This is a genomic window from Ruegeria sp. SCSIO 43209 (assembly GCF_019904295.1).
In the GTDB taxonomy this organism is placed as follows: Bacteria; Pseudomonadota; Alphaproteobacteria; order Rhodobacterales; family Rhodobacteraceae; genus Ruegeria.
Genome location: NZ_CP065359.1, coordinates 1292049 through 1316269 on the forward strand (window position 1 = coordinate 1292049; position 24221 = coordinate 1316269).

At 57.0% G+C, this 24221-nt stretch carries 26 protein-coding genes and 2 tRNA genes; 14 read left to right on the forward strand and 14 right to left on the reverse strand.

Features of this window, described 5'->3' with window-relative positions:
• Nucleotides 1-38 precede the first annotated feature (38 nt).
• Genes I5192_RS06495 through I5192_RS06505 form a run of 3 tightly spaced genes read left to right on the forward strand, consistent with a single transcriptional unit; the run spans nucleotide 39 to nucleotide 1663 of the window.
• Nucleotides 39-671, forward strand: coding sequence for a DNA-3-methyladenine glycosylase (locus I5192_RS06495; protein ID WP_170392996.1), 633 nt, complete (start codon nucleotides 39-41; stop codon nucleotides 669-671).
• Nucleotides 668-1333 (forward strand): alpha/beta hydrolase, encoded by a 666-nt coding sequence (locus I5192_RS06500; protein ID WP_223118013.1) that lies wholly within the window; start codon nucleotides 668-670, stop codon nucleotides 1331-1333. The genes I5192_RS06495 and I5192_RS06500 overlap by 4 nt, the downstream gene beginning before the upstream one ends.
• Nucleotides 1334-1360: 27 nt before the next feature.
• On the forward strand, nucleotides 1361-1663 hold the full coding sequence (locus I5192_RS06505) for a putative quinol monooxygenase (protein ID WP_170509753.1): 303 nt from the start codon (nucleotides 1361-1363) through the stop codon (nucleotides 1661-1663).
• Nucleotides 1664-1667: 4 nt separating this feature from the next.
• Here the strand turns inward: I5192_RS06505 and I5192_RS06510 are convergent, their stop codons facing one another.
• Nucleotides 1668-2093 carry a VOC family protein gene (locus I5192_RS06510; protein WP_170405910.1) on the reverse strand — a complete coding sequence of 142 codons (426 nt, stop codon included), beginning with the start codon at nucleotides 2091-2093 and terminating at the stop codon, nucleotides 1668-1670.
• A 31-nt stretch (nucleotides 2094-2124) separates the two neighbouring features.
• Nucleotides 2125-2730 (reverse strand): rRNA large subunit pseudouridine synthase E, encoded by a 606-nt coding sequence (locus I5192_RS06515; protein ID WP_223118014.1) that lies wholly within the window; start codon nucleotides 2728-2730, stop codon nucleotides 2125-2127.
• Between the two features lie 211 nt (nucleotides 2731-2941).
• Between I5192_RS06515 and I5192_RS06520 the strand changes: the two genes are divergently transcribed.
• Nucleotides 2942-3529 carry an HNH endonuclease gene (locus I5192_RS06520; RefSeq protein WP_223118015.1) on the forward strand — a complete coding sequence of 196 codons (588 nt, stop codon included), beginning with the start codon at nucleotides 2942-2944 and terminating at the stop codon, nucleotides 3527-3529.
• A 3-nt stretch (nucleotides 3530-3532) separates the two neighbouring features.
• Here the strand turns inward: I5192_RS06520 and I5192_RS06525 are convergent, their stop codons facing one another.
• Together I5192_RS06525 and I5192_RS06530 are read right to left on the reverse strand one after the other, a co-directional pair.
• Entirely contained in the window at nucleotides 3533-3997 is a 465-nt protein-coding gene (locus I5192_RS06525; RefSeq protein ID WP_223118016.1) for a disulfide bond formation protein B, read from the reverse strand.
• Nucleotides 3994-4572, reverse strand: coding sequence for a YqaA family protein (locus I5192_RS06530; RefSeq protein ID WP_170393003.1), 579 nt, complete (start codon nucleotides 4570-4572; stop codon nucleotides 3994-3996). The genes I5192_RS06525 and I5192_RS06530 overlap by 4 nt, the downstream gene beginning before the upstream one ends.
• 145 nt (nucleotides 4573-4717) lie before the next feature.
• On the opposite strand from I5192_RS06530, the gene I5192_RS06535 reads away from it, so the two are divergent.
• Nucleotides 4718-4803: transfer RNA gene (locus tag I5192_RS06535), tRNA-Leu, on the forward strand.
• Nucleotides 4804-4836: 33 nt separating this feature from the next.
• On the opposite strand, the gene I5192_RS06540 is transcribed toward I5192_RS06535, so the two are convergent.
• The 3 genes from I5192_RS06540 to I5192_RS06550 are packed head-to-tail and all read right to left on the reverse strand — an operon-like array spanning nucleotide 4837 to nucleotide 8919.
• Nucleotides 4837-5871 carry a lipocalin-like domain-containing protein gene (locus I5192_RS06540; RefSeq protein ID WP_223118017.1) on the reverse strand — a complete coding sequence of 345 codons (1035 nt, stop codon included), beginning with the start codon at nucleotides 5869-5871 and terminating at the stop codon, nucleotides 4837-4839.
• Nucleotides 5861-8275: an FtsX-like permease family protein gene (locus I5192_RS06545; RefSeq protein WP_223118018.1), complete on the reverse strand. Its 2415-nt coding sequence runs from the start codon at nucleotides 8273-8275 to the stop codon at nucleotides 5861-5863. Before I5192_RS06545 ends, I5192_RS06540 begins: the two co-directional genes overlap by 11 nt.
• On the reverse strand, nucleotides 8272-8919 hold the full coding sequence (locus tag I5192_RS06550) for an ABC transporter ATP-binding protein (protein ID WP_170776191.1): 648 nt from the start codon (nucleotides 8917-8919) through the stop codon (nucleotides 8272-8274). The genes I5192_RS06545 and I5192_RS06550 overlap by 4 nt, the downstream gene beginning before the upstream one ends.
• Between I5192_RS06550 and I5192_RS06555 the strand changes: the two genes are divergently transcribed.
• Nucleotides 8918-9520 (forward strand): potassium channel family protein, encoded by a 603-nt coding sequence (locus I5192_RS06555; protein WP_370644421.1) that lies wholly within the window; start codon nucleotides 8918-8920, stop codon nucleotides 9518-9520. The genes I5192_RS06550 and I5192_RS06555 overlap by 2 nt on opposite strands.
• Here I5192_RS06555 and cls read toward each other — a convergent pair.
• From cls to I5192_RS06570, 3 genes are read right to left on the reverse strand one after another with little or no spacing between them, the layout of a single operon-like run.
• A complete protein-coding gene (cls, locus tag I5192_RS06560) occupies nucleotides 9517-10929 on the reverse strand; it encodes a cardiolipin synthase (RefSeq protein ID WP_223118019.1) in 1413 nt (470 codons plus the stop codon). The two genes, I5192_RS06555 and cls, sit on opposite strands and share 4 nt — an antisense overlap.
• 23 nt (nucleotides 10930-10952) lie before the next feature.
• On the reverse strand, nucleotides 10953-11927 hold the full coding sequence (locus I5192_RS06565) for an HAD family phosphatase (RefSeq protein ID WP_223118020.1): 975 nt from the start codon (nucleotides 11925-11927) through the stop codon (nucleotides 10953-10955).
• Nucleotides 11928-11987: 60 nt separating this feature from the next.
• The gene (locus I5192_RS06570) at nucleotides 11988-13598 is read right to left on the reverse strand and encodes an arylsulfatase (protein ID WP_255612093.1); all 1611 of its coding nucleotides are present in this window, start codon (nucleotides 13596-13598) and stop codon (nucleotides 11988-11990) included.
• A gap of 191 nt (nucleotides 13599-13789) precedes the next feature.
• On the opposite strand from I5192_RS06570, the gene I5192_RS06575 reads away from it, so the two are divergent.
• Entirely contained in the window at nucleotides 13790-14470 is a 681-nt protein-coding gene (locus I5192_RS06575; RefSeq protein ID WP_223118021.1) for a Crp/Fnr family transcriptional regulator, read from the forward strand.
• Nucleotides 14471-14477: 7 nt separating this feature from the next.
• On the opposite strand, the gene I5192_RS06580 is transcribed toward I5192_RS06575, so the two are convergent.
• Nucleotides 14478-15569 carry an AI-2E family transporter gene (locus I5192_RS06580; RefSeq protein WP_170421749.1) on the reverse strand — a complete coding sequence of 364 codons (1092 nt, stop codon included), beginning with the start codon at nucleotides 15567-15569 and terminating at the stop codon, nucleotides 14478-14480.
• A 158-nt stretch (nucleotides 15570-15727) separates the two neighbouring features.
• Between I5192_RS06580 and I5192_RS06585 the strand changes: the two genes are divergently transcribed.
• The 3 genes from I5192_RS06585 (at nucleotide 15728) to I5192_RS06595 (ending at nucleotide 18775) form a co-directional block, all read left to right on the forward strand.
• Nucleotides 15728-16585 (forward strand): YihY/virulence factor BrkB family protein, encoded by an 858-nt coding sequence (locus tag I5192_RS06585; RefSeq protein WP_223118022.1) that lies wholly within the window; start codon nucleotides 15728-15730, stop codon nucleotides 16583-16585.
• Nucleotides 16585-18489 (forward strand): cytochrome c3 family protein, encoded by a 1905-nt coding sequence (locus I5192_RS06590; protein ID WP_223118275.1) that lies wholly within the window; start codon nucleotides 16585-16587, stop codon nucleotides 18487-18489. The genes I5192_RS06585 and I5192_RS06590 overlap by 1 nt, the downstream gene beginning before the upstream one ends.
• A gap of 91 nt (nucleotides 18490-18580) precedes the next feature.
• The gene (locus I5192_RS06595) at nucleotides 18581-18775 is read left to right on the forward strand and encodes a hypothetical protein (protein WP_170393013.1); all 195 of its coding nucleotides are present in this window, start codon (nucleotides 18581-18583) and stop codon (nucleotides 18773-18775) included.
• 6 nt (nucleotides 18776-18781) lie between these two features.
• Here the strand turns inward: I5192_RS06595 and I5192_RS06600 are convergent, their stop codons facing one another.
• Both I5192_RS06600 and I5192_RS06605 read right to left on the reverse strand, forming a co-directional pair.
• Entirely contained in the window at nucleotides 18782-19498 is a 717-nt protein-coding gene (locus I5192_RS06600) for an RlmE family RNA methyltransferase (protein WP_170393014.1), read from the reverse strand.
• Nucleotides 19498-20610: a Ppx/GppA phosphatase family protein gene (locus I5192_RS06605; protein WP_170393015.1), complete on the reverse strand. Its 1113-nt coding sequence runs from the start codon at nucleotides 20608-20610 to the stop codon at nucleotides 19498-19500. Before I5192_RS06605 ends, I5192_RS06600 begins: the two co-directional genes overlap by 1 nt.
• A gap of 241 nt (nucleotides 20611-20851) precedes the next feature.
• On the opposite strand from I5192_RS06605, the gene I5192_RS06610 reads away from it, so the two are divergent.
• The 4 genes from I5192_RS06610 to I5192_RS06625 all read left to right on the forward strand — a co-directional run bounded on the left by I5192_RS06610 (nucleotide 20852) and on the right by I5192_RS06625 (nucleotide 23360).
• Nucleotides 20852-21148 (forward strand): virulence factor, encoded by a 297-nt coding sequence (locus I5192_RS06610; RefSeq protein ID WP_170393016.1) that lies wholly within the window; start codon nucleotides 20852-20854, stop codon nucleotides 21146-21148.
• Nucleotides 21149-21174: 26 nt separating this feature from the next.
• The gene (locus tag I5192_RS06615; protein ID WP_170509779.1) at nucleotides 21175-22101 is read left to right on the forward strand and encodes a methylenetetrahydrofolate reductase; all 927 of its coding nucleotides are present in this window, start codon (nucleotides 21175-21177) and stop codon (nucleotides 22099-22101) included.
• Between the two features lie 9 nt (nucleotides 22102-22110).
• Nucleotides 22111-23175: a methyltetrahydrofolate cobalamin methyltransferase gene (locus I5192_RS06620; RefSeq protein ID WP_170393018.1), complete on the forward strand. Its 1065-nt coding sequence runs from the start codon at nucleotides 22111-22113 to the stop codon at nucleotides 23173-23175.
• 111 nt (nucleotides 23176-23286) lie between these two features.
• Nucleotides 23287-23360, forward strand: a tRNA-Gly gene (locus I5192_RS06625).
• A 1-nt stretch (nucleotide 23361) separates the two neighbouring features.
• On the opposite strand, the gene I5192_RS06630 is transcribed toward I5192_RS06625, so the two are convergent.
• Nucleotides 23362-24219: a class I SAM-dependent methyltransferase gene (locus I5192_RS06630; protein WP_223118023.1), complete on the reverse strand. Its 858-nt coding sequence runs from the start codon at nucleotides 24217-24219 to the stop codon at nucleotides 23362-23364.
• Between the last annotated feature and the right edge of the window lie 2 nt (nucleotides 24220-24221).

A 24221-nucleotide genomic window follows, 5' to 3' on the forward strand; every position in this document is an offset into this window, starting at 1 on the left:
GCCTAACGTGCGGACAAGGATCACTTATCGGAGAGCGCATGTCCGTCGGACGCATCATCGAAACACCGGACTGCGTTACCGAAGGGGCCGAGTGGTTGGCTGAGGCCTGCCCCCGGATGGCTTATGCGATGGAGCAAACCGGACCCCTGCCACTCAGGCGCAAGCCTGACGGGTTCGCCCAATTGCTCAGCGCGATTGTCAGTCAGCAGGTCAGCGTGGCCTCGGCAAACGCAATCTGGAAGAGGCTGCAGGACGCAAAACTGACCGGTCCGCGCAAGATTATGTGGGCCACTGATGATGATCTGCGCGCTGTGGGTCTCAGCCGTCAGAAAATTCGCTATGCCCGCGCCTTGGCTGAGGCGCGGATCGATTACAAAGCGTTGCGTGATGCGCCAGATGACGAAGTGGTCGCAATTCTGACCGAGGTACCGGGAATCGGTGTCTGGACCGCCGAGATTTATGCGATGTTTTCACTGGGTCGCGCCGATGTGATTGCACCAGGCGATCTGGCCTTACAGGAAGCTGCACGCATCCTCTATGAATTGCCAGAACGACCAAAAGACAAAGAGTTACGCCAGATGGCTGAAGCATGGTCGCCGTGGCGATCGGTTGCGGCGCGGGTGCTGTGGGCCTATTACCGGGTCGCAAAAGACAGAGAAGGGATCAGATGACACGGGTTTTGAACGCGCTCAAGAAAGAGCCGGTTTCAGGCGACACACGCTCGGTCGTGGTGTTTGTGCATGGTTATGGTGCAAACGGGGCCGATCTTTTGGGGCTGGCTGATCCGTTGGGCGAGCATCTGCCGGATACGTTGTTTGTAGCTCCGGACGCGCCTGAACAGATCATCGGTATGCCCAACGGTTTCCAGTGGTTCCCGATCCCGTGGATTGATGGCTCATCCGAGGAGGAAGCCCGACGGGGTATGGAAATGGCAGTTGAGGATTTCAACGCGTTCCTTGATGCGCTGATGGTGGATGAGGATGTCCTGCCAGAGCAGGTAGTGCTGTTCGGTTTCAGCCAGGGCACGATGATGAGCTTACATGTAGCCCCGCGCCGCGAGGACCCAGTGGCGGGGATCGTAGCGTTCTCGGGCCGTTTGCTGGAACCTGATTTGCTGCCGGACGAAACCGTAAGTCGCATGCCAATCCTGCTGGTGCATGGCGATGCTGATGACGTTGTACCGCCGCAATCGTTGCCAGAAGCAGCTGAGGCACTTCAGGCGGCCGGGTTCAAAGAGGTTTATGCCCATATAATGAAGGGCACCGGCCACGGGATTGCTCCGGATGGCTTGAGTGTTGCGCTGGCCTTCATGCGGGATAAGCTGAGCCTCTGACTTGCGGGGTGATCTAAGGAGAGCATGATGCTGATCGTGACAGGAGTGGTCGAAGTTTCAGATGCAGCGGTCGAGATAGCCATTGCTGCCGCGCAGGAAATGGTTGCGGAAACTCTGAAAGAACCCGGATGCCTGATCTATGAATTCAGTCAAATCCTGGGTCAGGCGACCCGCTTTCGGGTCTATGAGGAATGGCAGGATCAGGCCGCGCTTGAGGCCCATTTCGCGACCCCTCATATGACTGCTTTTCAGGCGGCACTTGGTGAGGTCGGCGTTGTCTCTAGCGAAATCTACCGTGTGATCGGGGGCGAGAAGCAGCCGCTTCGCTGATCGATCACTCCCACAGCCTTCCTTCCGAGAATTCGACCGAGTTGCCTGCAGGGTCTCGTACATAGAGCGACCGGGCTCCGTTGGGCCAGTCGAACTCGGCATCGACAGGGATGTTCCAGTCCAACAGATGCTTGCGCATCACGGTGATTTCATCTCGGGTTAGGACAAGGCAAACATGGCTGGGACCGCGCGCCCCATGCGGTGGGACCGGCAGATCGGGGTTGCCTGGCGGTTTCTCGGTTTCGCTGGCATTGAACAGCAACAGGACAGACCCGCCGATTCGATAGAACACATGGCGGTCGGTGACGCGCTGGATTTTCTCTAGCCCCAATATCTGACCATAGAAATCCTCGGCCGCATCTAGATCGTCGACATACAGCGCGGCTTCCAGGATGGCAGACGGGGCAGGGATATCCGGTGTGACCTTCATGCCCTAAGCCTATCACATCACGCAGTTTTTGTCACCGGCGCGGGCGGCGGTCCCGCTTGCGCGACGGTGCTGCGTCAACAGCTGGCATCGGCAGGCTTTCCCACTGACCGGGGTCAAGGCCGTCCAAAGTCCAATCTCCAACACGGGCTCGGATCAGGCGCAGAGTTGGGTGCCCGACTGCGGCTGTCATCCGGCGAACCTGACGGTTGCGGCCCTCTTTAATCGTCAGTTCAATCCAACTGTCGGGCACCGTTTGGCGAACCCGGATCGGCGGGGTGCGTGGCCACAGCCATTCGGGTTCGTCAATCAGCCGCGCCTTGGCGAGGCGCGTCAAACCATCCTTAAGTTCAACACCTTCCCGCAACGCCTTTAGTGCCGCTGTATCGGGAATGCCTTCGACCTGAACCCAGTATGTCTTAGGCATCTTGTGCTTGGGGTCTGATATCTGCGCCTGCAATCGCCCATTATCAGTCAGCAGCATCAAACCCTCGCTATCCCGGTCCAAGCGTCCCGCAGGATAGACACCGGGCAGGTCGATGAATTCCGAGAGCGTGCTGCGGGGCGAGTCAGAATTGGCGCGGTCGGTGAACTGCGGCAATACATCGTAAGGTTTGTTGAAACGGATGAACCAGGACATGCCCCGCCATAGCTTGCAGACCACATCTGCGCAACCTGTGGATAAGTGTCACTTATCTGTTACGTATTCGGCCTAACCAATACCCGAGATGTTGTGTGAACTCGGCACTTGTCAGAGATTTAACACGATATATAGTTAACTTAAGGCCGGGGCGGGTGTTCCCCGCTCTGATGTCACAAACGGGCAGTACAGAGCGAGGAGCGATTCTGTTATGGACGGAGACTTCAGGACCGAATTTGTCAGGGAAACCGGTGCGCTCAAGCATCATCCGGCATTGGTTTTGAACGCCGATTACAGACCTCTTTCCTACTACCCGTTGTCTTTATGGCCGTGGCAGGAGGCGATCAAAGCTGCCTGGCTGGACAGGGTGGATATTGTTGCGGAATATGACGAGGTTGTCCGCAGTCCCAGTACCGAGATCCGAATACCCTCGGTCGTTGTCCTGAAAGACTATGTAAAACCCAGAAAGCGCGTGGCCTTCACGCGCTTTAATTTGTTTTTGCGGGACGAATTCAAATGCCAGTACTGCGGCAGCCGTGAAAACCTGACCTTTGATCATGTTGTACCGCGCGCTTCGGGCGGGGTCACAAGTTGGCAGAATGTCGTTGCAGCGTGCAGCCCGTGCAATCTGCGCAAGGGCTCAAAATCCCTGCGACAGGCCAGAATGTCTCTGAATAAACCGCCGCGTCAGCCGGATGCTGAGGCTTTGCGCAATATCGGTCGGAAGTTCCCCCCGAACCATCTGCACGAAAGTTGGATCGACTTCCTCTACTGGGATGCCGAACTGGATCAGCTATGAACCCTAGCGCGCGCGCCAGGCTGCGATCCAGATCAGGGCCAGACCCGTCGAAATCAATCCATTCCAGCCCGCCATGGAAATCCCGAACATTTCCCACGGGATGTCATCGCAACGCACGAGCGGGGCGGACATGATCTGATCCATTAACTCTTCTGCACTCAGGCCGCGGATATCACCAGATGTGCAGGTCGATGGGCCCTCCCACCAGCCTTGCTCGACCCCAGCATGGTAAAACCCTATTCCCGCCGTTGTGGCCGCCGCCAGAGCGCCTAGTAGGGGCAGGGGGCGAACGCCCGGGAAGGCAAAGGCTAGAGCACCAAGAATCACTGCGACACCATGAGGATACCGCTGCCAGATGCACATTTTGCACGGCGCGAGCCCACCAATGTACTGAAAGCCCCAAGCCCCAAGTAGCAACGCGGCCGAGCCGGATGCGGCAACCAGAACCAGAAGTCTTTTGCGCGTCATAAGTATTTCACCACAAGAAAGCCGCCAAACAGCAGGATAATGAATAGGGTAAACATCAAACCCAACCGTTTTTCGATGAAGTCACGGATTGGTTCCCCAAATTTCCACAGCAGCCCGGCCACAAGAAAGAAGCGCAAGGCGCGCGCCAGGATCGAGGTGGCTATGAACGTCCCAATCGGCATCCCGGTCCAGCCCGACATGATGGTGATGACCTTATATGGGAAAGGCGTCACACCAGCCGCCAGCACGGCCCAGAAGCCGAAATCATTGAAGCGGGTATTGAATTCTTCCATTGCGTGGGCTTTGCCCATGGCTTCCAGAACAGGCTGCCCAAGGCTTTCGTAAAAGAATGCCCCAATTGCATAACCCAATATCCCACCCAGCACCGAGGCAACCAAGGCGACCGTCGCGATCAGCCAGGCCCGCGACGGACGCGCAAGGATCATGGGAATCATCAAAACATCGGGTGGGATCGGAAAAAACGAACTTTCGACAAAAGCCACAACAGCCAGCGCCCAGAGCGCATGAGGATGTTCGGCCAGACGAATGGTCCAGTCATAAAGGGATCGCAACATGAAGAATAAGTATCCTGGTAACCGCTGCGGCAAGCCAAACCATGCACCCGACTGACCGTCAACCTCCTTCGATGAAACATTCAGGGCAGTGGTTGTTTTTTGCCTCTGGACCTTCTCTCGGTAGGGCGCTAATCCAGTGTTCGTGGCCCAAGTGGCGGAATGGTAGACGCAGGGGATTCAAAATCCCCCGCCTTCACGGGCGTGAGAGTTCGAGTCTCTCCTTGGGCACCACAGCAACTCTGAATATATTGCTGAAGTTCGGCTTCAATACCCCGTCATCTCAAGATATCCGCGCCCTGTGTGGCTGCCTGTGATGGTGATTGGGCCTTCCCAGTATTCGAACCGGGTTCCCATCCAGGCTTTCGGGCTTATGGCATCGACTTCAACATCGATCCCGCGATCCGGCAACGACACCTGCCATTTGATCGGAACGTCACGTTGTGCCACGCGGGCGGTTTCAAGGGGTTCTAGCAGGACTGAGCCGTCAGGTAGGGGGGTCGTTTGCCCATCGGCCTCAATCCACGTAGCCGCCGTGAAATCCCCTCGATCCCCGCGTAGGCGGAAGGCCATCAGCTTGTCACCGTCGTCAAAGCTGAGCGAGAACCAGTCCCAGCCGCTTTGATCTTCGGCCAAGGGTTGCGAAGACCATTCGCGATCCAGCCAACCCTGGCCGGCGACTTCGACATCTTCGTTGGGCAGGTGGAGCGTGCCCTCGACCGAGTAGAAGGGTTGTGAATAGTAATAGCTGGCCTGACCATCGGCGGATTTCACCGAATACCCCTCGGCCCCGTGAAACACCAATGGGCCTTGGGCCTTCAGAGTCAAATCATATCCAAAGTTTGATCCGTTTGCTGTCAGGCTCAGGGTTTCCAAATCATCGCCGCGCATGTGCCATTCATCGATCCATGCCTCAAACGGTTGGGCCGTAACGCCAGCCTGTCCAACACCGCCGCGAGAGAGTCGTTCGGCGAAATAGTGTGTTTCTGGCGTTGTGAGCGCGGCATGGCCCATCCAGATCTGTGGGTTTTGCCAGCCGTCAGCCTCGGACGGTTTCAGGGCCGATCGGAACAGGGTCCATTGTATGCCATAGTCGCGACCCTCTGCGTCTTTGAGGTTTGCCGTCAGATACCACCATTCAATCCGATAATCCGGATGGGCGCCGTGATCTTGTGGAAACTGAAAGCTGTAGCCCGGTTCAGGACGCGTAAAGCCATCCGCATTGCCGCCCAAACCGGCATAACCCTGCGCCCAACCGGTAATTGGAAGGAGGATGAACAGAATGAAGGCTTTAAGTTTCATTGGCAAAAACCCTCAATAGCGCAGCAGGTGGCAGGCGGAGCAGTCGTAATGCGGGTAGGGCCGCTGCGAGCACGGCGGCAACCAAAGTCAGCAGGAATAAGCTCAGCCAATCAGTTGGGAACAAATACATGGGCAAGCGCCATCCGAAGGCCTGCACGTTGATCACGGCCAGCAGCACCCATGCCAAGACAAGGCCTAATGGAAGGGCAAGACAAGCGGTCATCACCGCAAGCAGGACACTGCGCAGAAGCTCTAGCTTGGCCAGTTGCGCGCGCGTTAGACCCAGCGCCCAGACCGGTGCGACCTGAGGCAGGCGCTGGGTCCACAATGTCAGTAAACTGGTGAGTATCGCGAACCCCGCAACGCCCAGTGTCAGCACATTCAGCGCTGAGGTGACGACGAAAGTTTTTTCAAAAACAGCCATCGATTGCGCTTTCATAGCGGCCTGCTGCACAACTGCCGATGGAGGCAGGTCAAATTGGTCACGCAACGCCTGTGCCAGCTCCGAGGCCTGATCCGGTATGATGCGGATGCCGAAGCGGCGTGTATCCGTATCCGGGGCAATCTGATCTAGCATCGGCATAGCGACGATGGCCTGACCTGTCGGGTTCCCGTAATCGGAATAGACACCTGCAATCGGCAAGCTGTGCTCGGGTGTGATCGCGACGGTATCTCCGGGCCACAGATCCGCGCGTCGTGCGAGTTGCTCGTTGATCAGAACGGCGCCGCGATACAGGACGTTGTCCCAGACGTCGGGATCCTTGGCGATCAGTGGCCAGTTGTCGCGATAGCTATCGTGATCAACAATCCCGTACAGAAACAACGGCCCGGTCTCGTGCGGCAATTCGGTGCTGCGAATGGGTAGGACAGCTGACGCCCTTGGGTCGAGCCAATTGATAAGGGCTGCGCCTTGTGCATTGTCGGCTGCGGTCACGTAAAGTTCGGAGGTCAACCGTTGATCGAGCCAGCCCGTAAAGGTGAGGCGGAAGCTTGAAACCATTGTGCCCACGCCGATATTCGCGGCGAGCGCCAGCAGCAAGGCCATCAGCGCAAGTGACAGACCGGGCAATTGCGCCCGCATGTCCGCGAGCACCCATTGACCAACAGGCGTGCGGGCCCGGCGCAGGCACAAGGTCAATATCCCTGACAGTGCGAGCGGCAGCAACAAGGCCGCTCCGGTCAGCATCCCGGCAAGCAAGGCAAACCCTGCGATAAGTCCGCCGATTGTGAAATATGCGATAAAGCCCACTGCTAGCAGGGCTAGGCCACACGCGCCTGTAATCTGGGCCGAGGCTTTACTGCCACGCCAAGCTTGTAAGCCCGGCCCTGCGAGGATGGGCATGCGCGAAAGTCGCCAAAGAGCGTGGCCACTGGCCGCCAACGTGCCGCCTATTGCCATCGCAAGACCCGCGGCGACCCATTGGGGGCGTAATGACATCTGCCCGTCGATTGTTGCCCCGTAGAGGCCGCGCAACGTGGCGGCGACATCAGGCAACAAGGCTCCAGCCAGAAAATACCCCAGAATTAACCCGAACAGGCCACCGATCAGGGCCAAGAGAAGCAATTCACCCAGAACGATCCAGATCAGGCCCCGCATGGGAAGGCCCAACGCCCTTAATGTACGGATAGTGCCACGCCTCTGCGCGAAGGCGAGGCCGACCGTTCCGTGAACGATGAACAGGCCGACGGCGAAAGACAGCAAGCCGAAGGCTGAGAGGTTCAGGTGAAAGCTGTCGGTAAGCTGCGCGGTATCCAACTGGGCCGAGGGGCTAATGCGTTGAAGTTCAGGCGCAAGTTCTGACAGAGATGGGACCCCACGGGGCTGATTGGGCAAGATCACCAGACGGGAAATCTGACCGGGACGGTTCAGAAGACGCTCGGCCACTCCAATATCGGTGAGCACCAGATCAGCTGGCAGCGCGGTGCTGGAAAGTACCGGTGGGAAGTCGTCACTATATTGAAACAGCGGGGCCAGGGCGGGTGACATCAGCAGCCGCCCCGGAGCTGTCAGCATATCAGCTGGGTCGGGGGCATCCGCGCCTTGCTCGATCTGGGTGATCGCGGGCAGGACAGGGTAGGCCACCAAATCCACCCCCATCAGACGTACGGAACGGCCCTTGATGCGCAGCGTGCCTTCTAAGACGGCCGCCACTTGCCAGCCTGCGCGCCTGAGCTCGGCGTAGCGGGAAAGAGGGATCGTGGAACCGGAGGCGCGCAGTTCGTCGAATTGTCCGATGGCAAGCTGGGCGTTGGCGCGTTCATAGCTGGCGCGCGCTTCGGCATTGATGGCTTGCACGGCCGACCACAGACAAGTTGCCAGCGCGATACCCGTCAGAAGCGTCATCAATTGCAATGGGTGCATCCGCCAATGGGACACCAACGCCAGGACCGCAGCGCGTGTCATGCGATATGCCCGCCCGTCAGGTGGGCACGCCGGTCGAGACGGCTGGCGATGTCATTCGAGTGGGTGACCAGCAGGAGCGCAGCGCCGGTATCGGCTACCAATGAAAGCATCAGGTCTAGCACCACCGCACTTGCTGTTTCGTCCAGATTGCCCGTCGGCTCATCCGCTAGCAGCAATCGTGGTCGGATCGCCATGGCGCGTCCGATGGCAACCCGCTGCTGCTGTCCGCCCGAAAGGTTCTCGGGGTAGCGGTCTTGCAGTTCTCTCAGGCCAAGGCGCTCGGTCAGGTGGACAACCCAATCCGGGTCGTTCCGACCCGCAAGTCGCGCATGGATCGAGAGGTTCTGGGCAACGGTCAGCGACGGGATCAGGTTGAACTGCTGAAAGACCAGAGACAAGGTGCCGCGACGCAATTCGGCGCGTTCCGCATCATTCAGGGCCGACATGGCGCGCCCTTCCAAAGTAATCTCTCCGCCATCAAACCCATCCAGCGCCGCCACCAGATGCAATAATGTGCTTTTGCCACTGCCACTTTCTCCGGTCAGCGCCAAGGTCTGCCCCTGTTCCAACGTCAATGAAACATCGGTCAGGACAGGTCGCCCACCGGGATAGGCTTTTCGAACGTGATCAATTGATAGCAACATGCAAACTCTCATCTGGTCCCGCCACAATGTGCAACGCGGCGCGCCAGTGTCCAGAGCCGAGATCGGTTCTATTCGCCGCAGCCTTACGCATCGCATGGGGTTGTCGGCAACGCGCGAAACCCCCATGCTTGCACAGTTTTCAGCGATCAGAACAAAGGCCGTTTACATGACATTGTCGCAACAAATCATTTGGGGCAGCTTCTATCTGGGTATTTGTTTTCTGATCGAAATCATGCTGCTGACATGGTGCGTTCTGGTCATCCGCAAACTGGTCGCGAAATGGGAGACGCGCAGCACAATCCTTGCAACCGCCGGCCCGATCAGTGTGGCACTTGTGTTTATCGTGCTGACCCATACGGTTCAGGTCTGGATCTGGGCGATTGTTTGGGTGTGGGGCGATGTGCTGCCGGATTGGAACTCGGCCCTCTATTTCTCATTGGTGACGTTCACAACGCTGGGTTACGGCGACATCGTCTTGGGCGAAGGGCTGCGCATCTTCGGAGCGTTTGCATCGGTCACGGGCCTACTGGCCTTTGGGCTGTCGACCGCGTTCCTGGTGGCCCTCATGACGCGGGTGTTTGAAGAACGGTTCCTGAACTAGAGGATCGGTGCAAACAACCGTGCAAGCGGCGCACCAAAACGTATGTGAAACGGTTGCTGGGGCAAATTGCGGGTCAGTTCGTAACTTGCCTCAAAATCGGTTTCCAGCATTGCGGCGACGGCCTCTGCTGCGCGACGGTCAAAGAACAGGGCCATCGCCTCAAAGTTCAGGCGGAAGGATCGGTTATCCAGATTGGTGGTGCCAACGGCGGCCAAGGTATCGTCTACAACAAACGCTTTTTGATGCATGAAGCCGTCGGTATAGCGAAACACCCGAGCGCCACAGTCTCGAATTTCGTCGAAATAGGCAAAAGCGGCCAGCCAGGGCAGACGATGGTCGATGACATCCGGCACGAGTATTCGTACATCCACACCACGCAACGCCGCGTGCTGTAGCGCGGTCATGATGTCGATGTCGGGCACAAAATAGGGCGAGGCGATCCAAAGCCGATCTTTCGCCTCAGAAATGGCCGCAAAGAACATCATTGCGCCGGTTTCTGTTTCGTCGCCTGGGCCCGTTGCCACCAGCAGCGCATTCATGTCCTGATCAGATTCATTTCCAGCCCAATCGAGTTGGTCGATCAGATCTTCGTTGCGCGCCCAGTGCCAATCCTCGGTAAAAATCAATTGCAGTTGCCGTACAACGTGGCCGGTCATCTTGATATGCGTGTCCCGCCAGCGACCGAACCGAGGGCTTTGCCCCAAGTATTCAACGCCGATGTTGTGACCACCGATAAAGCCGACATCGCCATCCACGATCACAGTTTTTCGGTGGTTGCGATAGTTCAGTTGAAACCGGAAATTGGGCCCGCGTTGTTCGCGGGGATCTGCAACATCCACACCGGCCTGGCGCAGCGTCTCAAAATAGCTGGACGGCAGGCCATAGCTACCCACCGCGTCGGTCATGAACCGAACATGTACGCCACGCTTGGCCGCGGCGATCAGCCGGTCCCGCACCCTTCGCCCAAGATCATCATCCCGGACGATGTAGAACTGGATCAGAACGTAATTCTCGGCCTTATCTATGGCGTCGAGAATGGCATCAAACGTAGCTTCGCCGTCGATCAGCAGCTCGGCTCCATTACCACGTGAGACGGGCAAATGGGCCAACGCTTCAAACGCGCGAGGATTGACTCGCATCGTCTGAGGGTCGGGTTTCGAGAAATCGGCAAAGGTCTTGATCCCTTCGACGACGCGCTCACTTTCTTGCCGAGCGATCCGGTATCCTCTGAACCGATGGTGACCGAGGAATAGATACAGCGGCACGCCAAACATCGGGGCCGACAGCAGGAACACAACCCAGCCAACCGCTCCTTGTGGTGTGCGTGCAGTCTGCGCAGCGCGAACTGCAAAGACGACCGCTACGCAATAGAGTGAAAACAGAAAAAACGAGACGAGTAATGTCCACATCGGGGCGCAGCGATCCGGGTTGCTTAGTTTGCCCCAGTGTAGATGCGGGACCAGTCGTTGGCCATATCAACAATGACCCATCCCATATCCGGGCCTTTGTCCAACCCATCGACTAACCGTCCAACCGGGCTTTCGCGGTCGTAGGCCCATTCGCGATCCGCATCAGTGTGATGGATCAAAACGCCCAGCCGTGGCCCGTCGCCTGCGGTGGTCCATTCAAGCATGGCAAAATCCCCGTCCGAGTTTCCTCCGGCAAATATGGGACGCTTGCCGATGGTGCGCTCGATATTGATAGGTTTGCCTTCTTTATCATCGATGAAGGCGATGCCGGGGGCCTTGTTGATTACGGGCGTGCCGTTTTCGCTGTCATAAGTTGTTTCCCCATAGGTGCCCAGAATCTGTTCGGGCGGGATGCCATAGGCCTGTTCGGCGAAGACACGCATGAAATGCAGGCCTCCGCCTGAAACGATATAAGTTTTGAAATCCTCATCCCGCAGGTAGCGCAACAGCTCGACCATCGGCTGATAGGTCATCTGGTCGTAGGGCAGATCGGTCTCGGGATGTCGTGAAGTACTAAGCCAATCGGCCACCGACGCCTGAAATACTTCAACGCTGCTGCCGGAATGCGATGCGTTGACCACTTCGATCAGAGCGTCGTGCCCGCCTTCCAGAATGGTTTTCAGATCACCCTCAGCAGCCGCTTTCAACGCTGGGGTCGATAAGATTGATGGGTCTTGTTTAGCAAGCTCTGCCAGTTGGTCCATGGCAAATATGAACTGAAAATAGACCGGTTGTTCAGCCCAGAGCGTGCCGTCATTGTCAAACACCGCAATCCGGTCGGCGGGAGTGACATAGAGTTCATTCGCCGGGTCGCTGACCGCGTCAACAAAGTCGATGATCTGCTGTTTTGATGCCGAGTCGGTCCAGCTGGGCAGGGGGTCTGCGAACGCCACAAGGGGGACGGTGGCTATAAACGCCGTGAGTTTGAGAAATCTCATGTAATAGCCTCTGATACTGGAAAAAGGGGCCGCGCTTTACGGCGGCCCCTGTCTTGTTTTCTAGTTCGAAGTTGGTGTGGCCAATTTCTGCATCACCTGATCAAGGCTGAAGCTGGCCGCCTTCTGACGTGGTGGGAATTCTTGGAAAGTACTCAGGAAACTCGCCACATATTGCTGCGCCGGTACTAGGAAATACACCCGGTCGATCATCCAGTCGTAGTATGTGTTGGATGTACGGTATCCACGCTCATAAGGGTCGCGGCGCAAATTCACGATGATCGGCACGCGCAGTTCCGTGAATGGTTCCATCCATGCGCGCAGGGTGGCCCATGCTTTTTGCTCCAAAAAGATCAGCTTCCAGTCGTCAAAACGCAAAGCGGACAGGTCGCCGTCATCCGTGAAATAAAAGATTTCTCGGCGGGGGCTTTCAGTGGTCTCACCGGTCAGCAGTGGCAAGATGTTGTAGCCATCCAGATGCACTTTGTAGTCGCGACCCATGGCAGGTGAGGAATAGCCGGCTTTCAGCTTTTCCTTGATTTCGGGGTCGCCAGCGACCGCCAGATAGGTGGGCAGCCAATCCATGTGATGCACGATTTCGTTCGAGATCGAACCCGCTTCGATCTTACCGGGCCAACGCACCATGGATGGTACGCGCCAGCCGCCTTCCCAGTTGGTATTCTTTTCGCCCCAGAACGGTGTCGAAGCGGCATCCGGCCAAGTGTTGTAATGCGGGCCGTTATCGGTGGAATAATGAACGATAGTGTTGTCGGCGATGCCGAGTTCGTCCAGCAGATCAAGCAGTTGGCCGACCTGAATGTCATGTTCGATCATGCCCGCCGTGTATTCATCGGCCGGACTACCTAGGATTTCGTTGGCTGTTTCGCGCATTTCTTCCCCGACATGGGTGCGGAAATGCATGCGTGTGCCATTCCACCAGACATAGAATGGTGTGCCGTTCTGGTTGGCCTCACGAATGAACTCAACGGCAGCTTCCAGGGTTTCCTGATCCACCGTTTCCATGCGTTTGCGTGTCAGTGGACCGGTGTCTTCGATGGGGCCGCCTGCGCTGGACTTGATCACACCGCGCGGACCATAGGCCTCGCGGAACGTGCGCCCGTCGGGCAGAACCGCGTCCCCGGGATAATCTTCATGCTCGGGTTCTTCTTCGGCATTGAGGTGATAGAGATTCCCAAAAAACTCATCAAATCCGTGATTTGTCGGCAGATGCTCATCCCGGTCGCCCAGGTGGTTCTTGCCAAACTGGCCGGTCACGTACCCATGATCCTTAAGCAACCCCGCAATCGTGGGGTCTTCGATCTGCATCCCTTCTTTAGCGCCAGGCAAGCCAACCTTGGACAGTCCAGTCCGGAACACCGATTGGCCCATGATGTAAGATGAGCGGCCAGCTGTGCAGGATTGCTCGCCATAATAATCGGTGAAGATCATGCCTTCATCGGCGACCCTGTCGATATTGGGGGTCTGGTATCCCATAAGGCCCATTGTGTAGGCCGAAATGTTGGATTGGCCGATGTCATCGCCCCAAATGACCAAAATGTTGGGTTTTTGATCCTGCGCCCATGCGGGCAGTGCGACCAGAACCGCAATCGACGCTGCTGCGGTACGGCGCAGTCCGATACGCCAGCTTTCCAAGAACCGGGTTGTAGTTAACATGTTTTACTCCTGAACTTGTGGACAATTTGTCCCTGTGAACTATCTGAGACTTGAGTCCAGAATAGGATTAGTTGCAGTCCTTAAGCATTGGATATCCCGCGAAAATAGCCAGATTGCGGGATTCGTGTGTAAGTAATGTAGGCCAGTGAGCCTGATTGAAATTTATCATATGATGAAGTTTAAATATATAGATGGCATTAATTGAAACTGATCTAGACGCGCTGCAGGAAAGTTCCTGGTTCAAAACCAGATCTCCCGCCTTTCAGGATGCACTGTTACGCAGTGCCGTGCGCCGAACTTACGGTGCTGACGAAGCTTTGTTTGTCCAGGGTGATCCCGCCAACGGGATCCACGCTGTATTGGATGGTAGTGTTAAGATCACCGTCCCCGCAGATGACGGTCAGGAATTTGTCATACACCAAGAGGGACGTGGCTTTTGGATCGGCGATCTCGCGTTGTTTGCGACTGCACATCGGCTGATCAGCGTGGTAGCGACTCGGCCAACCGAGACGCTTTTCTTTCCGGCCTCGCGGCTAGAACGCTTAGTGCAGGATTCTCCTGACTTTGTTCGGGATTTCTACGCTTTGAGTCATGAAAACATGCAAAAAGCCCTGCGTATCGTAGCCAATCTTGCGGTGACCGGCACCGAGAAACGGCTGGTTTTGAGGCTGCTGCATCTGGATGAGGTGACATCCGATGCAGAGGGTTGGATACCGGTTTCGCAGGAAGAGCTGGCGGCTATGATTGCAGTCTCTGCGCCAACGCTTCACCGAGCATTACACAGGCTTATCGAATTGGACTTGATCGAAGGCGGGTATGGTCGGCTGAGGTTGAAAGATCGACGCGCCCTCGTCGCTAGCTGTCAAAGTTGACGGACGTTCAAGCCGAATGTTCTGTTGACGAGTGATCATCCTCACCGAGCCTTCCATCCAAAGACATCAAGATCGCGACAGGGCGCAGCGCGGGGATGTGGCTGAAGATGATCAGGATGCAGACGGTCAAAGGCACACTCAGGAACGCTCCGATCAGACCCCAGACCGTAGTCCAGAAAGTTAATGCCAAAATCACTAGGAAGGTCGACATGTTCAGCGATCGGCCCAGCATAGCCGGATCCAGAAAGTTGCCGATTAGAAACTGTAGTGTGCCGCACCCCAGAACGATCACGAGAAATGGCCCGATCGTCTCAAACTGAACCAGAGCGATCATTGCGGGAAAGATGACGGCGATGATCGAACCGATTGACGGGATGAAATTCAGGGCGAAAGTCAGCACGGCCCAGGTTTCAGCATATTCCAGACCCAGCGCTTTGAATACGGCGTAGCTGATGGTGGCGGTGATCAGACTGATAAATGTTTTCACGCCGACGTATCGCTGCAGGCTGTACGAAATCGCATCCAGAACCAAGGCCAGGTCAGCCCCCAGCCGTGGGTTGCCGGCGGCAAGCTGGATTTTCTTGCGAAAGGCCAACCGCTCGGCCATCAGAAAGGCGACATAGAGGCTGATTAGGAAGAACTGGTTAAGCAGTGATGTGGCGCTGCCCAGCAATATCCGAGCGACATAGGACATATCGATGCTGACCAGATTGTCTCGGATAAAACTTGTGACATCGTTGCCGACCAACCCGGTAATTCTATGAACAGCCCCGTCAAACTGGCTTTCGTAGGTGTTGATCGAGCGTGCAAATTGCGTGGCCTGACTGCCCAGAATGTACATGATCATGAACAAACCGGCCAATACAACTGTTACTCCCGCGACATTCGCCAACCAGATTGGCACCCGCGTCACTGCAATGACCCGGTCGCTAAGGGCCAGGATCAGCACGTTGACCAGTAACGCCATGGTCAACGGCACCAGAAAGTTTGCCCCTGCATAGAGGCCAAGCACCATTAGCGTGGCCACGATCGCTACATCCCGCAATACGCTCAGTTGCGGACGCGCACGGGAAGGGCTGTTTTCTGGGTCAGAGGTCATAAGATGGCCTTGGTCTGAGTGCTGCATGGATGCGTTTTGATTGATCCTGCACAGGCTGGCGGGTTTATGCAATCCATACAGAAGGTTATACGCATGAAATCGGTGGCCTGATCCGATTGGCGGTTCTGCCAAAGGAAAAGGCAGGCTAGGCTAGCGCAATGCCAACTGTTTTGATTCCCTCGTTCGGCCAATTCCTGCGTGCGCTCTGGCTTGCTGTGCGCCGATTTAATGACAAAAACGGCTTCGTCATGAGCAGCCACGTCGCCATGTCGTTGATGATGGCCCTGTTTCCATTCGTTCTATTCACGGTCGCGTTGGCAGGGGCCTTGTCACAGGGCTATGTGACCGATGAACTGATCGAACTGATATTTGGCGCCTGGCCCAAAGATGTGGCCGATCCCATCGTTTCAGAACTGCGTGCTGTTCTGGCCGGTGCGGGCTCGGGCGTGATCACTTTGGGTGGCTTGTTGGCGATCTACTTTGCCTCAAACGGAGTCGCCGCTGTGCGAAAGGCGATGGCGCAGGCCTATCACGACACGGACAATTGGCCGTTCTGGAAGATCCGACTGCTGTGCTTTGTGCTGGTCATAATCGGCGGTGCTGCCATTCTGGCCATCGCGGCGGTCGAAGTCGTTCTGCCGGTCTATACCCGTTTGGTTTCGGAAAAGACGGCAGTGGATGTGGACAACTGGCTGTCGGTGGATCGTCTGCGATGGACCTTTACCGTGGCTGTCCCCGCTGGCACCGTTCTTTTGGCTCATCTGATCTTGCCCACCCGACGGCACAGCCTACTACAAATCTTGCCGGGCGTAATCCTGACATTGGCTTTGTGGGCTGCAGGTGGATGGGGCTTTTCAATCTACATCGCCAAGTTTGCGACCTATAGCGCGACGTATGCCGGGCTTGCAGGGGCAATGGCAGCGCTGATTTTCCTGTACTTATGCTCGGCCATGCTGATCCTCGGGGCTGAATACAACGGCGCGCTGATCGATTTGCAAAACGAAGAGGGGCAATGATGTATCTCCGCGCTATCGTGATGACCGCGATCCTTTGGGCGACCGCGCAGCAGTCGCAGGCGCAGGACTATGTTGGATCAGACGCGTGCTCGGATTGTCATAAGGAAGAAACCGAAGCCTGGGAAAGCTCATACCATGCGCTTGCCTGGACCGAGGTGGAGGACGGCCATGTTCAGGCTGATTTCGATGGAACACGATTCTCGCATGATGGAATGAGCGTGGCCTTTGCGGATCAAGATGGAGCTCTTACGGCGCAGGTCACCGAAAAAGACGGCGTTACAACGACCTATCCGGTACATTCAGTGGTTGGTATCGCGCCGCTACAGCAATATCTTTTCGAAACCGAACCCGGCCGGTTGCAGAGTTTCGACGTTGTTTGGGACGTCGAAAAGGGCCGTTGGTTTCACCTTTATCCAGATCAGGATCTGCCTCCGAATGATGGGCTGCACTGGACCGGTCCGTACAAAAGCTGGAACGCCCGCTGTGCCGAGTGTCACGCGACCGGTTATGTGAAGAACTACGACTCTGAGGAAAGGCGCTATGCCTCGACACAGGTCGAAATTGGTGTCGGGTGCGAGGCTTGCCACGGGCCGGGTTCTGCGCATTTGGAGTGGACGACCGGAAAAGTGTTGCAAGACGGTTTGAGCGAGTTCGGATTCTCTACGACATGGGGCAGGGGGCAGACAGAAGCGGAAATTCAGCAATGCGCCGGCTGTCATTCCCGGCGCGAGGCGTTGGAAGATGGTAATCCGCTTCCCGGCAAGCCGTATCACGACGCCTATAACCTGGCGTTGCTGCGACCGGGTTTGTATCACCCAGATGGCCAGATTTTGGACGAGGTCTATGTTTATGGCTCATTCCTGCAGTCGCGCATGTATGCAGAAGGGGTGGGTTGTATGAATTGCCATGATCCGCACCGGGCTGAGGTAAAAGCCGAGGGTAATGGGTTGTGTACCCAATGCCACTCCCCCGCTGGCAACCCGGATTTCCCGACCCTTCGGAAAGCCGACTATGACACGCCCGCGCATCACCAACATGCTGAAAATTCTGCGGGTGCCCAATGCAAGAACTGCCACATGATCGAGCGTGTCTATATGGGGGTAGATGGCAGGCGCGATCACAGCTTCCGCATTCCCCGCCCTGATCTGGGGCTCGGAACTGATGCCTGCACCGATTGCCATGCGGATGAAGATCAGTCTTGGGCGGCGCAGCAGATTGAACTCTGGTTCCCGGAATCATCCTATAGAGTGGCGCATTATGGCACGACATTTGCAGCAGCAGGCAGTGGTCAATTGGACGACCCTGAAACGCTGGTCGCGATCGCTCTGGATGAAGGGCAGGCAGGTATCGTTCGCGCAACCGCTCTGTATTTGTTGCAACCTTTTGCAACGCCTGATCTTGCCGAGCGTCTGGCACCGTTGCTGGCTGATCCGGACCCACTGATACGGGCCAATGGACCGGTACTGCAGCGTCAGGTTCCTGCCCAGTTGCGCGCTTCGCGGTTAGAGCCGTTGTTATCCGACCCCATGCGCAATGTACGCATCTCGGCTGCGAAAGAGTTCTTATCGATCCCAGCGCAGGCCATGACGCAAGACCAACGCGCAAGCGCGCAGCAGGGCATGGCGGATTGGCAACGTAGCATTTCCAATCGTTTGGACTTTCCTGAGACCCATTTGGTGTTGGGTGGTTGGGCGCTTACGCTCAGAAACGCGCCGGCTGCAGAACGTGCATTCCGCGAGGTTGTAACGCTCGACCCGCAGCGCGTTGAGGCTTGGCCGATGCTGGTTCAACTTGCCCACATCAATCGCGGTGTTCAGGCTGCGTTGGCGACATTGGACGAGGCCTTGTTAGTTCTTCCCGATGATCCAAACTTAATGCAACTGGCGCAGGAACTCGGGAGATAACTGGCATGGAACTGGCAGATTTGCGCCATCTTCACGGCGCATTCTGCGGTTAGCCAACCGGTATAAGCACTCGGATTGCTACAGGTGATGTATGCCGGATCGCACCGCAACCCTCGCAAAGCCGCTGACGGCGGCTCGTAAAACAACGCTTGACCAGCGTATTGAAGAGCTGCGCGCGCGCAAGCCTGTCGATATCAATCATGGCGAAGCACTATTGCTGCAAGGCATAGCTGCAGCGTCTCTGCGGAAACAGAGTATAGCGCCGGGAAAGATCGATCTGGATTAACGCCGCTTAACCCCGGAAGCCGGTGGCGACAACAAACTTCTCGGAACTATCAGAACGTGAGGCCGGAGGCTTCACATTGGCAACCTTGTTGAATTTCTGCTTGAGCAGTTTCTGAAGGTCCCCCTCAGCCCCGCCAGCAAGCACCTTGGCAACGAAGGTGCCGCCCTCTTCCAGCACGTCGAACGCGAAATAAGCCGCCGTTTCGCACAAGGCCATGATCCGCAGGTGATCAGTCTGTTTGTGGCCCGAGGATGCAGCCGCCATATCAGACATGACCACGTCCGCTTTGCCACCCAGCCAGTCCTTGACCTTCTGATCGGCGTCATCTTCCATGAAATCAAGGACATGCGCGGTGGCACCGGCGACGGGCTCAACCTCTTGAAGGTCAACCCCCAGGACGGTGCCGATGCGCTTGCCGCTTTTCTCGCCGAGTGCATTGACGCGTTTCACAGCGACTTGCAGCCAGCCACCGGGCGCACATCCCAGATCGACCACGCGCGCGCCGGGTACGAGAAACCGGAACTTGTCGTCCAACTCAAGTATCTTGAATGCCGCGCGTCCGCGATAGCCTTCGACCTGCGCGCGTTTGACATAGGGGTCGTTCAACTGCCGTTCTAACCAGCGGGTCGAGCTGAGCTTGCGCCCGCGCGCTGTCTTGACCTTCACCTTCAGGTCGCGTTGTCCGCGACCCGAGTTGCTTTTGCCAGTTGGTGTCTTCGCCATCAGAACGGTCCGTCTTCCAATACACCGTCCGCACTCATTTGCGCATAAAGCAAACCCTCGCGCAGCCCACGGTCCGCCACAGAAAGGCGATCGGTGGGCCAGCAGCGCAACAGGGCCTGCAAGATGGCCGAGCCGGACATGATCAGGGCCTGCCGATCTTCCCCGATCCGGGGATCACGGCGGCGCCCACGAGGGCCGAGTTCTAGATAGCCTCGTATCACCTTGTCAATCTGATCGCTGGTCATCCGCAATCCGTCCACCTTCGTCCGGTCATAGCGCTTGAGGCCAAGGTGTGAGGCGGCGACAGTGGTCACCGTTCCGCTGGTGCCCACAATCTGAAACCCTTCGCGGGCCTGTTCATCCTTGTAAGGTGCGAAATCGGCCAGATTTTCTTCGAAAAACCAGCTCATTAACGCAAAACGCGCGGCATCGTCTTCGACGTCGTTGAACTGATCACGCAATGTTGCCACGCCCAGCGGGACGCTGATCCAATCAACCACCTTGGCCGCAGGGAAAGGGCTTTCAGGTGTGTGGAACCCGTTATGCAATCTCATAATCGCGGCAGGCCGATCCCGACGAGGAACAGAGGAGATGTCGATCCAGACCAATTCGGTTGAGCCGCCGCCGATATCGACGACCAACAATTGCTCGGTCTTGGTCGACACCAGCGGTGCACAGGAAATCACAGCCAGACGTGCTTCTTCCTCGGGCTGGATGATGTCGAGCGTCAGGCCGGTTTCGCGTTTAACTTGCCGGATGAAATCGCGTGAATTCTTTGCGCGACGGCAAGCCTCGGTTGCGATCAAGCGCATGCGCTTGACCTTGTTACGCTTGAGTTTTTGCTGACAAATCCGCAGCGCCTGTACGGTACGTGCCATGGACGCCCGCGACAATCGCCCGGTGCGTTCCAGACCGGCACCCAACTGCACCGATTTGGAGAAGCTGTCCACCACATGAAATCCACTGCCCTTGGGCTGGGCGATCAACATGCGGCAGCTATTTGTCCCCAAATCCAGTGCCGCATATAACGCATCTGGATCGGGTCTTGCCGGCGCGGGGCTTTCGACCGCTTTCGGGAACGCGCCCGCACCTCTGGGACGCTTGGGCGCCATCTTAAACGCCCTCCGATTTTCGAGTTACCCCGACCATAGGTCGCGCAATTGGATCACGCAAGACGCTCATTAAAGTCATTAGGATTTTGATGTTCGGTTTTGGCCACCAAGGCATTAAAAGCTGCGGTATGCAGCCGTGGGCAAAAAGGTCGCTGCAAATACGCCGTATGTCGAAAATCGACCGACTTGGACCCACATTGAAGTTTAGAACCGGTCCATCTGGTTAGGAGGAATCACGGTAATGCCTGACGTCACCATCGTATATTGGCGCGATATTCCCGCCCAAGTCATCGTCGGCAAGGGCCGTCGTGGCGCTAAGCGGCAGTTGGAAGAGCGGTTTGAACAAGCCATCGACCGGGCCGCAATGAAGGTTAACGCCAAAGATAGTGATGCCTATCTGGCCGAGTGGCGCAAAGCCGAGCCTTTCGCAGTTGAGGGCGACCCGTCCGAAATTGCCGAAGCCGAGGCCGCGCGTTTGGAAACAGAGTACGATCAGGACCGTATCAAGACCCTGATCGCCAATGACGGTTGGGCATGAGCCCCAGATCTTTATGGGAGGCCGCTATGGCTTTGCTGAACTTCAAGAAACGTGATGCGGTCGAAAACGGCCCTGTGAACCCGACCGTCGAAGCCTTTTTGCAGGGCTACTCGATCGAGGTGATGCCGCGCACTGCGGAAAAGGTCGAAGATTTCCGCGCGCTGCTGCCAGAAGGCACCCGTGTCTACATCGCCCATATCGAGGGCACGCCAATCGAAGACATGGTCAAAACTGCCAAGCGCATCGCGGCCGAAGGTTACCCTGTCATGCCGCATTTCCCGGCACGGATCATCAAGGATGCCGCAACGCTGGAAAACTGGATTTCCATGTATCAGGGTGAAGCGGGTGTCGAGCAGGCGCTTCTGCTGGCCGGTGGGGTCGCCAAACCGCATGGTGATTTCGACAGCTCGATGCAGCTGCTGGAAACCGGACTGTTCGACAAGGCGGGGTTCAAGCGACTGCACGTAGCCGGTCACCCCGAAGGCAACAAGGATATCGATCCCGACGGCTCGACCAAGAATGTCGATGACGCGCTGCGCTGGAAGCAGAAGTTTTCGGAAACCACCGACGCCGAAATGGCGCTGGCCACTCAGTTTGCGTTCGACGCCAAGCCGATCATCGCTTGGGCGAACGGTCTGAAAGAAGCGGGTATTGATCTGCCGATCCATATCGGTATCGCGGGCCCGGCGAAGCTGCAGACGCTGATCAAATTCGCTATCGCCTGCGGCGTTGGTCCATCGCTGAAAGTCCTGCAGAAGCGCGCCATGGACGTGTCCAAGCTGCTGTTGCCTTACGAGCCAACCGATGTGGTCACCGAACTGGCCAATCACAAGGCAGCCAACCCGGATTTCAATATCACCAAGGTACACTTCTTCCCGCTGGGCGGGATCAAGACCAACGCCAACTGGGCGATCAACAACGGCGGCGCTTCGGCAAAGCCGGTTAACTCCTAAGGAACGGACATGACCCGTACAGTCGTAGAATCAAAAACAAAAACTGCCGTTCTGGGCTTTGACGAGCCGTTCTGCGTTATCGGTGAGCGGATCAACCCAACGGGCCGTAAGAAACTGGCTGCCGAATTGGAAGCAGGCGATTTCTCGACAGTCGAAAAGGATGCTCTGGCGCAGGTCGCTGCAGGCGCGACCGTTCTGGATATCAACGCAGGTGTCGTCTACAACTCGAACCCCAACCCGAACGAGACCGAGCCGCCGCTGATGACCAAGATCGTCGAGCTGGTGCAGGGGCTTGTTGATGTACCGCTATGCATCGATTCTTCGGTTCCGGGCGCTTTGGAAGCCGGTCTTGAGGCGGCGGAAGGTCGTCCGCTGTTGAACTCGGTCACCGGTGAAGAAGAGCGTCTGGAACTGGTTCTGCCACTGGTCAAGAAATACAACGTACCCGTTGTGGCGATCTCGAACGATGACACCGGAATCTCGGAAGACCCCGATGTGCGTTTTGCCGTCGCCAAAACCATCGTTGAGCGTGCAGCCGATCACGGCATCCCGGCTCATGACATCGTAGTCGATCCGCTGGTCATGCCGATTGGTGCGATGGCAACTGCTGGCCAGCAGGTGTTTGCTCTGGTCCGTCGTCTGCGGGAAGAGCTGGGCGTGAACACCACATGCGGCGCGTCCAACATCTCGTTCGGCCTGCCGAACCGTCACGGTATTAACAACGCCTTCCTGCCGATGGCAATGGGTGCCGGAATGACTTCTGCGATCATGAACCCGGTGGCTCTGCCGGTGACGCAGAAGAAGATTGCCGAAAAGAAAGAGGCCGTTGCTGCCGCCGGTATCATTCTGCCCGAGGATATGGACGACGAAACCTTTGTACAGATGTTCGGTCTGGGTTCGACCCTTCCGCGTGCGGGCAAAGAGATGGAGGCCATCCGCGCCGCCAACCTGCTGACCAACAACGACGCACATGGCGGTGAGTGGATCAGGTTCAACAAACCACCCGCCGAGGCCGGAGCCGAAGGCGAGGGTGCACGCGGACGTCGTGGCGGTGGTCGTCGTCGCCGCGCTTAAGGTAAATAAAACAATGGATTGGGCCGGATTTTTTGATCCGGCCTTTTCGATTCGTCAGCGTTTGTTGACCCTTGAACCCCAGTAAAGAGCAGTGCTAATCAATGCCCAGCGGCGGGTATGATGTAATGGTAGCCTGTCAGCTTCCCAAGCTGAACGCGCGGGTTCGATTCCCGCTACCCGCTCCAATCATTCTGCGCGTCGGGCTTGATAGAGGTTGATCATCGCCGGGATGAGGATCTCCGAACTAGACTTATACTGTCGGAACTCTTTTGCGACCGCTTCTTGAATAGCGTCAGTATCAGCCTCACTCCCTTCGAAATGAGCAACAACACGGCCCGCAGGACCAACACGTGTCACCAGCCTCGCCGTGCCTTCAACTCCGCCAAAACCCGTCAGGTTCACTGTGATCGCGTCGCCGGTTATTTCAGACAACCCCGCTTGGGTCATCAGACCTTTGACATGGTCGATGTCGTGGAACGCCAGCGGCCCGGGCGCATAGCGGTCTACGCGGGGCGGTTGACCCATTCGCCGAACGGCGACGACATGGGGTATCTTGAACCACGGGTTGACGTCCAATGGCCCCCAGGAAGCGAACGTCATTTGCCCACCGGGTTTCAGTGCCGAGGCGATGTTTCGGAATGCTGCGATCGAGTCGCTAAAGAACATGACACCAAACCGGGAGATTGCGGCATCCATTTGTCCGGGTTCAAACGCGTAGGTTTGCGCATCCGCGTGCTGAAAAGTGATAGTCTGTATCCCGTCGCTTTCAGCACGTTTGGCTGCGCGGTCCAGAAAGGGCTGTGAAATGTCAGCGGCCAGAACGTGCCCGTTCGGCCCTACCGCGCGGGCGGCAGCGATTGCACTGACGCCCGTGCCACATCCGATATCCAGCACCTTCATGCCTGCCGACAAGGCGGCCCGGTTCAGAACGAGATCAAGAACAGGCGCAAAGGCGTGGTCAAGCTGATCCTCATAGGTCAGCCATTTGGTGCCTTGTTCCGAGTTTCCCCAGAATTCCGCCTGTTCCTCGTTCACTGATGTCATGT

Bases quoted from the DNA above. Each gene is read 5' to 3' on its own strand.
- I5192_RS06495 (WP_170392996.1), top strand. From the start codon at position 39: ATGTCCGTCGGACGCATCATCGAAACACCGGACTGCGTTACCGAAGGG.
- I5192_RS06500 (WP_223118013.1), top strand. From the start codon at position 668: ATGACACGGGTTTTGAACGCGCTCAAGAAAGAGCCGGTTTCAGGCGAC.
- I5192_RS06505 (WP_170509753.1), top strand. From the start codon at position 1,361: ATGCTGATCGTGACAGGAGTGGTCGAAGTTTCAGATGCAGCGGTCGAG.
- I5192_RS06510 (WP_170405910.1), bottom strand. From the start codon at position 2,093: ATGAAGGTCACACCGGATATCCCTGCCCCGTCTGCCATCCTGGAAGCC.
- I5192_RS06515 (WP_223118014.1), bottom strand. From the start codon at position 2,730: ATGTCCTGGTTCATCCGTTTCAACAAACCTTACGATGTATTGCCGCAG.
- I5192_RS06520 (WP_223118015.1), top strand. From the start codon at position 2,942: ATGGACGGAGACTTCAGGACCGAATTTGTCAGGGAAACCGGTGCGCTC.
- I5192_RS06525 (WP_223118016.1), bottom strand. From the start codon at position 3,997: ATGACGCGCAAAAGACTTCTGGTTCTGGTTGCCGCATCCGGCTCGGCC.
- I5192_RS06530 (WP_170393003.1), bottom strand. From the start codon at position 4,572: ATGTTGCGATCCCTTTATGACTGGACCATTCGTCTGGCCGAACATCCT.
- I5192_RS06540 (WP_223118017.1), bottom strand. From the start codon at position 5,871: ATGAAACTTAAAGCCTTCATTCTGTTCATCCTCCTTCCAATTACCGGT.
- I5192_RS06545 (WP_223118018.1), bottom strand. From the start codon at position 8,275: ATGACACGCGCTGCGGTCCTGGCGTTGGTGTCCCATTGGCGGATGCAC.
- I5192_RS06555 (WP_370644421.1), top strand. From the start codon at position 8,918: ATGCAAACTCTCATCTGGTCCCGCCACAATGTGCAACGCGGCGCGCCA.
- I5192_RS06550 (WP_170776191.1), bottom strand. From the start codon at position 8,919: ATGTTGCTATCAATTGATCACGTTCGAAAAGCCTATCCCGGTGGGCGA.
- cls (WP_223118019.1), bottom strand. From the start codon at position 10,929: ATGTGGACATTACTCGTCTCGTTTTTTCTGTTTTCACTCTATTGCGTA.
- I5192_RS06565 (WP_223118020.1), bottom strand. From the start codon at position 11,927: ATGAGATTTCTCAAACTCACGGCGTTTATAGCCACCGTCCCCCTTGTG.
- I5192_RS06570 (WP_255612093.1), bottom strand. From the start codon at position 13,598: ATGTTAACTACAACCCGGTTCTTGGAAAGCTGGCGTATCGGACTGCGC.
- I5192_RS06575 (WP_223118021.1), top strand. From the start codon at position 13,790: ATGGCATTAATTGAAACTGATCTAGACGCGCTGCAGGAAAGTTCCTGG.
- I5192_RS06580 (WP_170421749.1), bottom strand. From the start codon at position 15,569: ATGACCTCTGACCCAGAAAACAGCCCTTCCCGTGCGCGTCCGCAACTG.
- I5192_RS06585 (WP_223118022.1), top strand. From the start codon at position 15,728: ATGCCAACTGTTTTGATTCCCTCGTTCGGCCAATTCCTGCGTGCGCTC.
- I5192_RS06590 (WP_223118275.1), top strand. From the start codon at position 16,585: ATGTATCTCCGCGCTATCGTGATGACCGCGATCCTTTGGGCGACCGCG.
- I5192_RS06595 (WP_170393013.1), top strand. From the start codon at position 18,581: ATGCCGGATCGCACCGCAACCCTCGCAAAGCCGCTGACGGCGGCTCGT.
- I5192_RS06600 (WP_170393014.1), bottom strand. From the start codon at position 19,498: ATGGCGAAGACACCAACTGGCAAAAGCAACTCGGGTCGCGGACAACGC.
- I5192_RS06605 (WP_170393015.1), bottom strand. From the start codon at position 20,610: ATGGCGCCCAAGCGTCCCAGAGGTGCGGGCGCGTTCCCGAAAGCGGTC.
- I5192_RS06610 (WP_170393016.1), top strand. From the start codon at position 20,852: ATGCCTGACGTCACCATCGTATATTGGCGCGATATTCCCGCCCAAGTC.
- I5192_RS06615 (WP_170509779.1), top strand. From the start codon at position 21,175: ATGGCTTTGCTGAACTTCAAGAAACGTGATGCGGTCGAAAACGGCCCT.
- I5192_RS06620 (WP_170393018.1), top strand. From the start codon at position 22,111: ATGACCCGTACAGTCGTAGAATCAAAAACAAAAACTGCCGTTCTGGGC.
- I5192_RS06630 (WP_223118023.1), bottom strand. From the start codon at position 24,219: ATGACATCAGTGAACGAGGAACAGGCGGAATTCTGGGGAAACTCGGAA.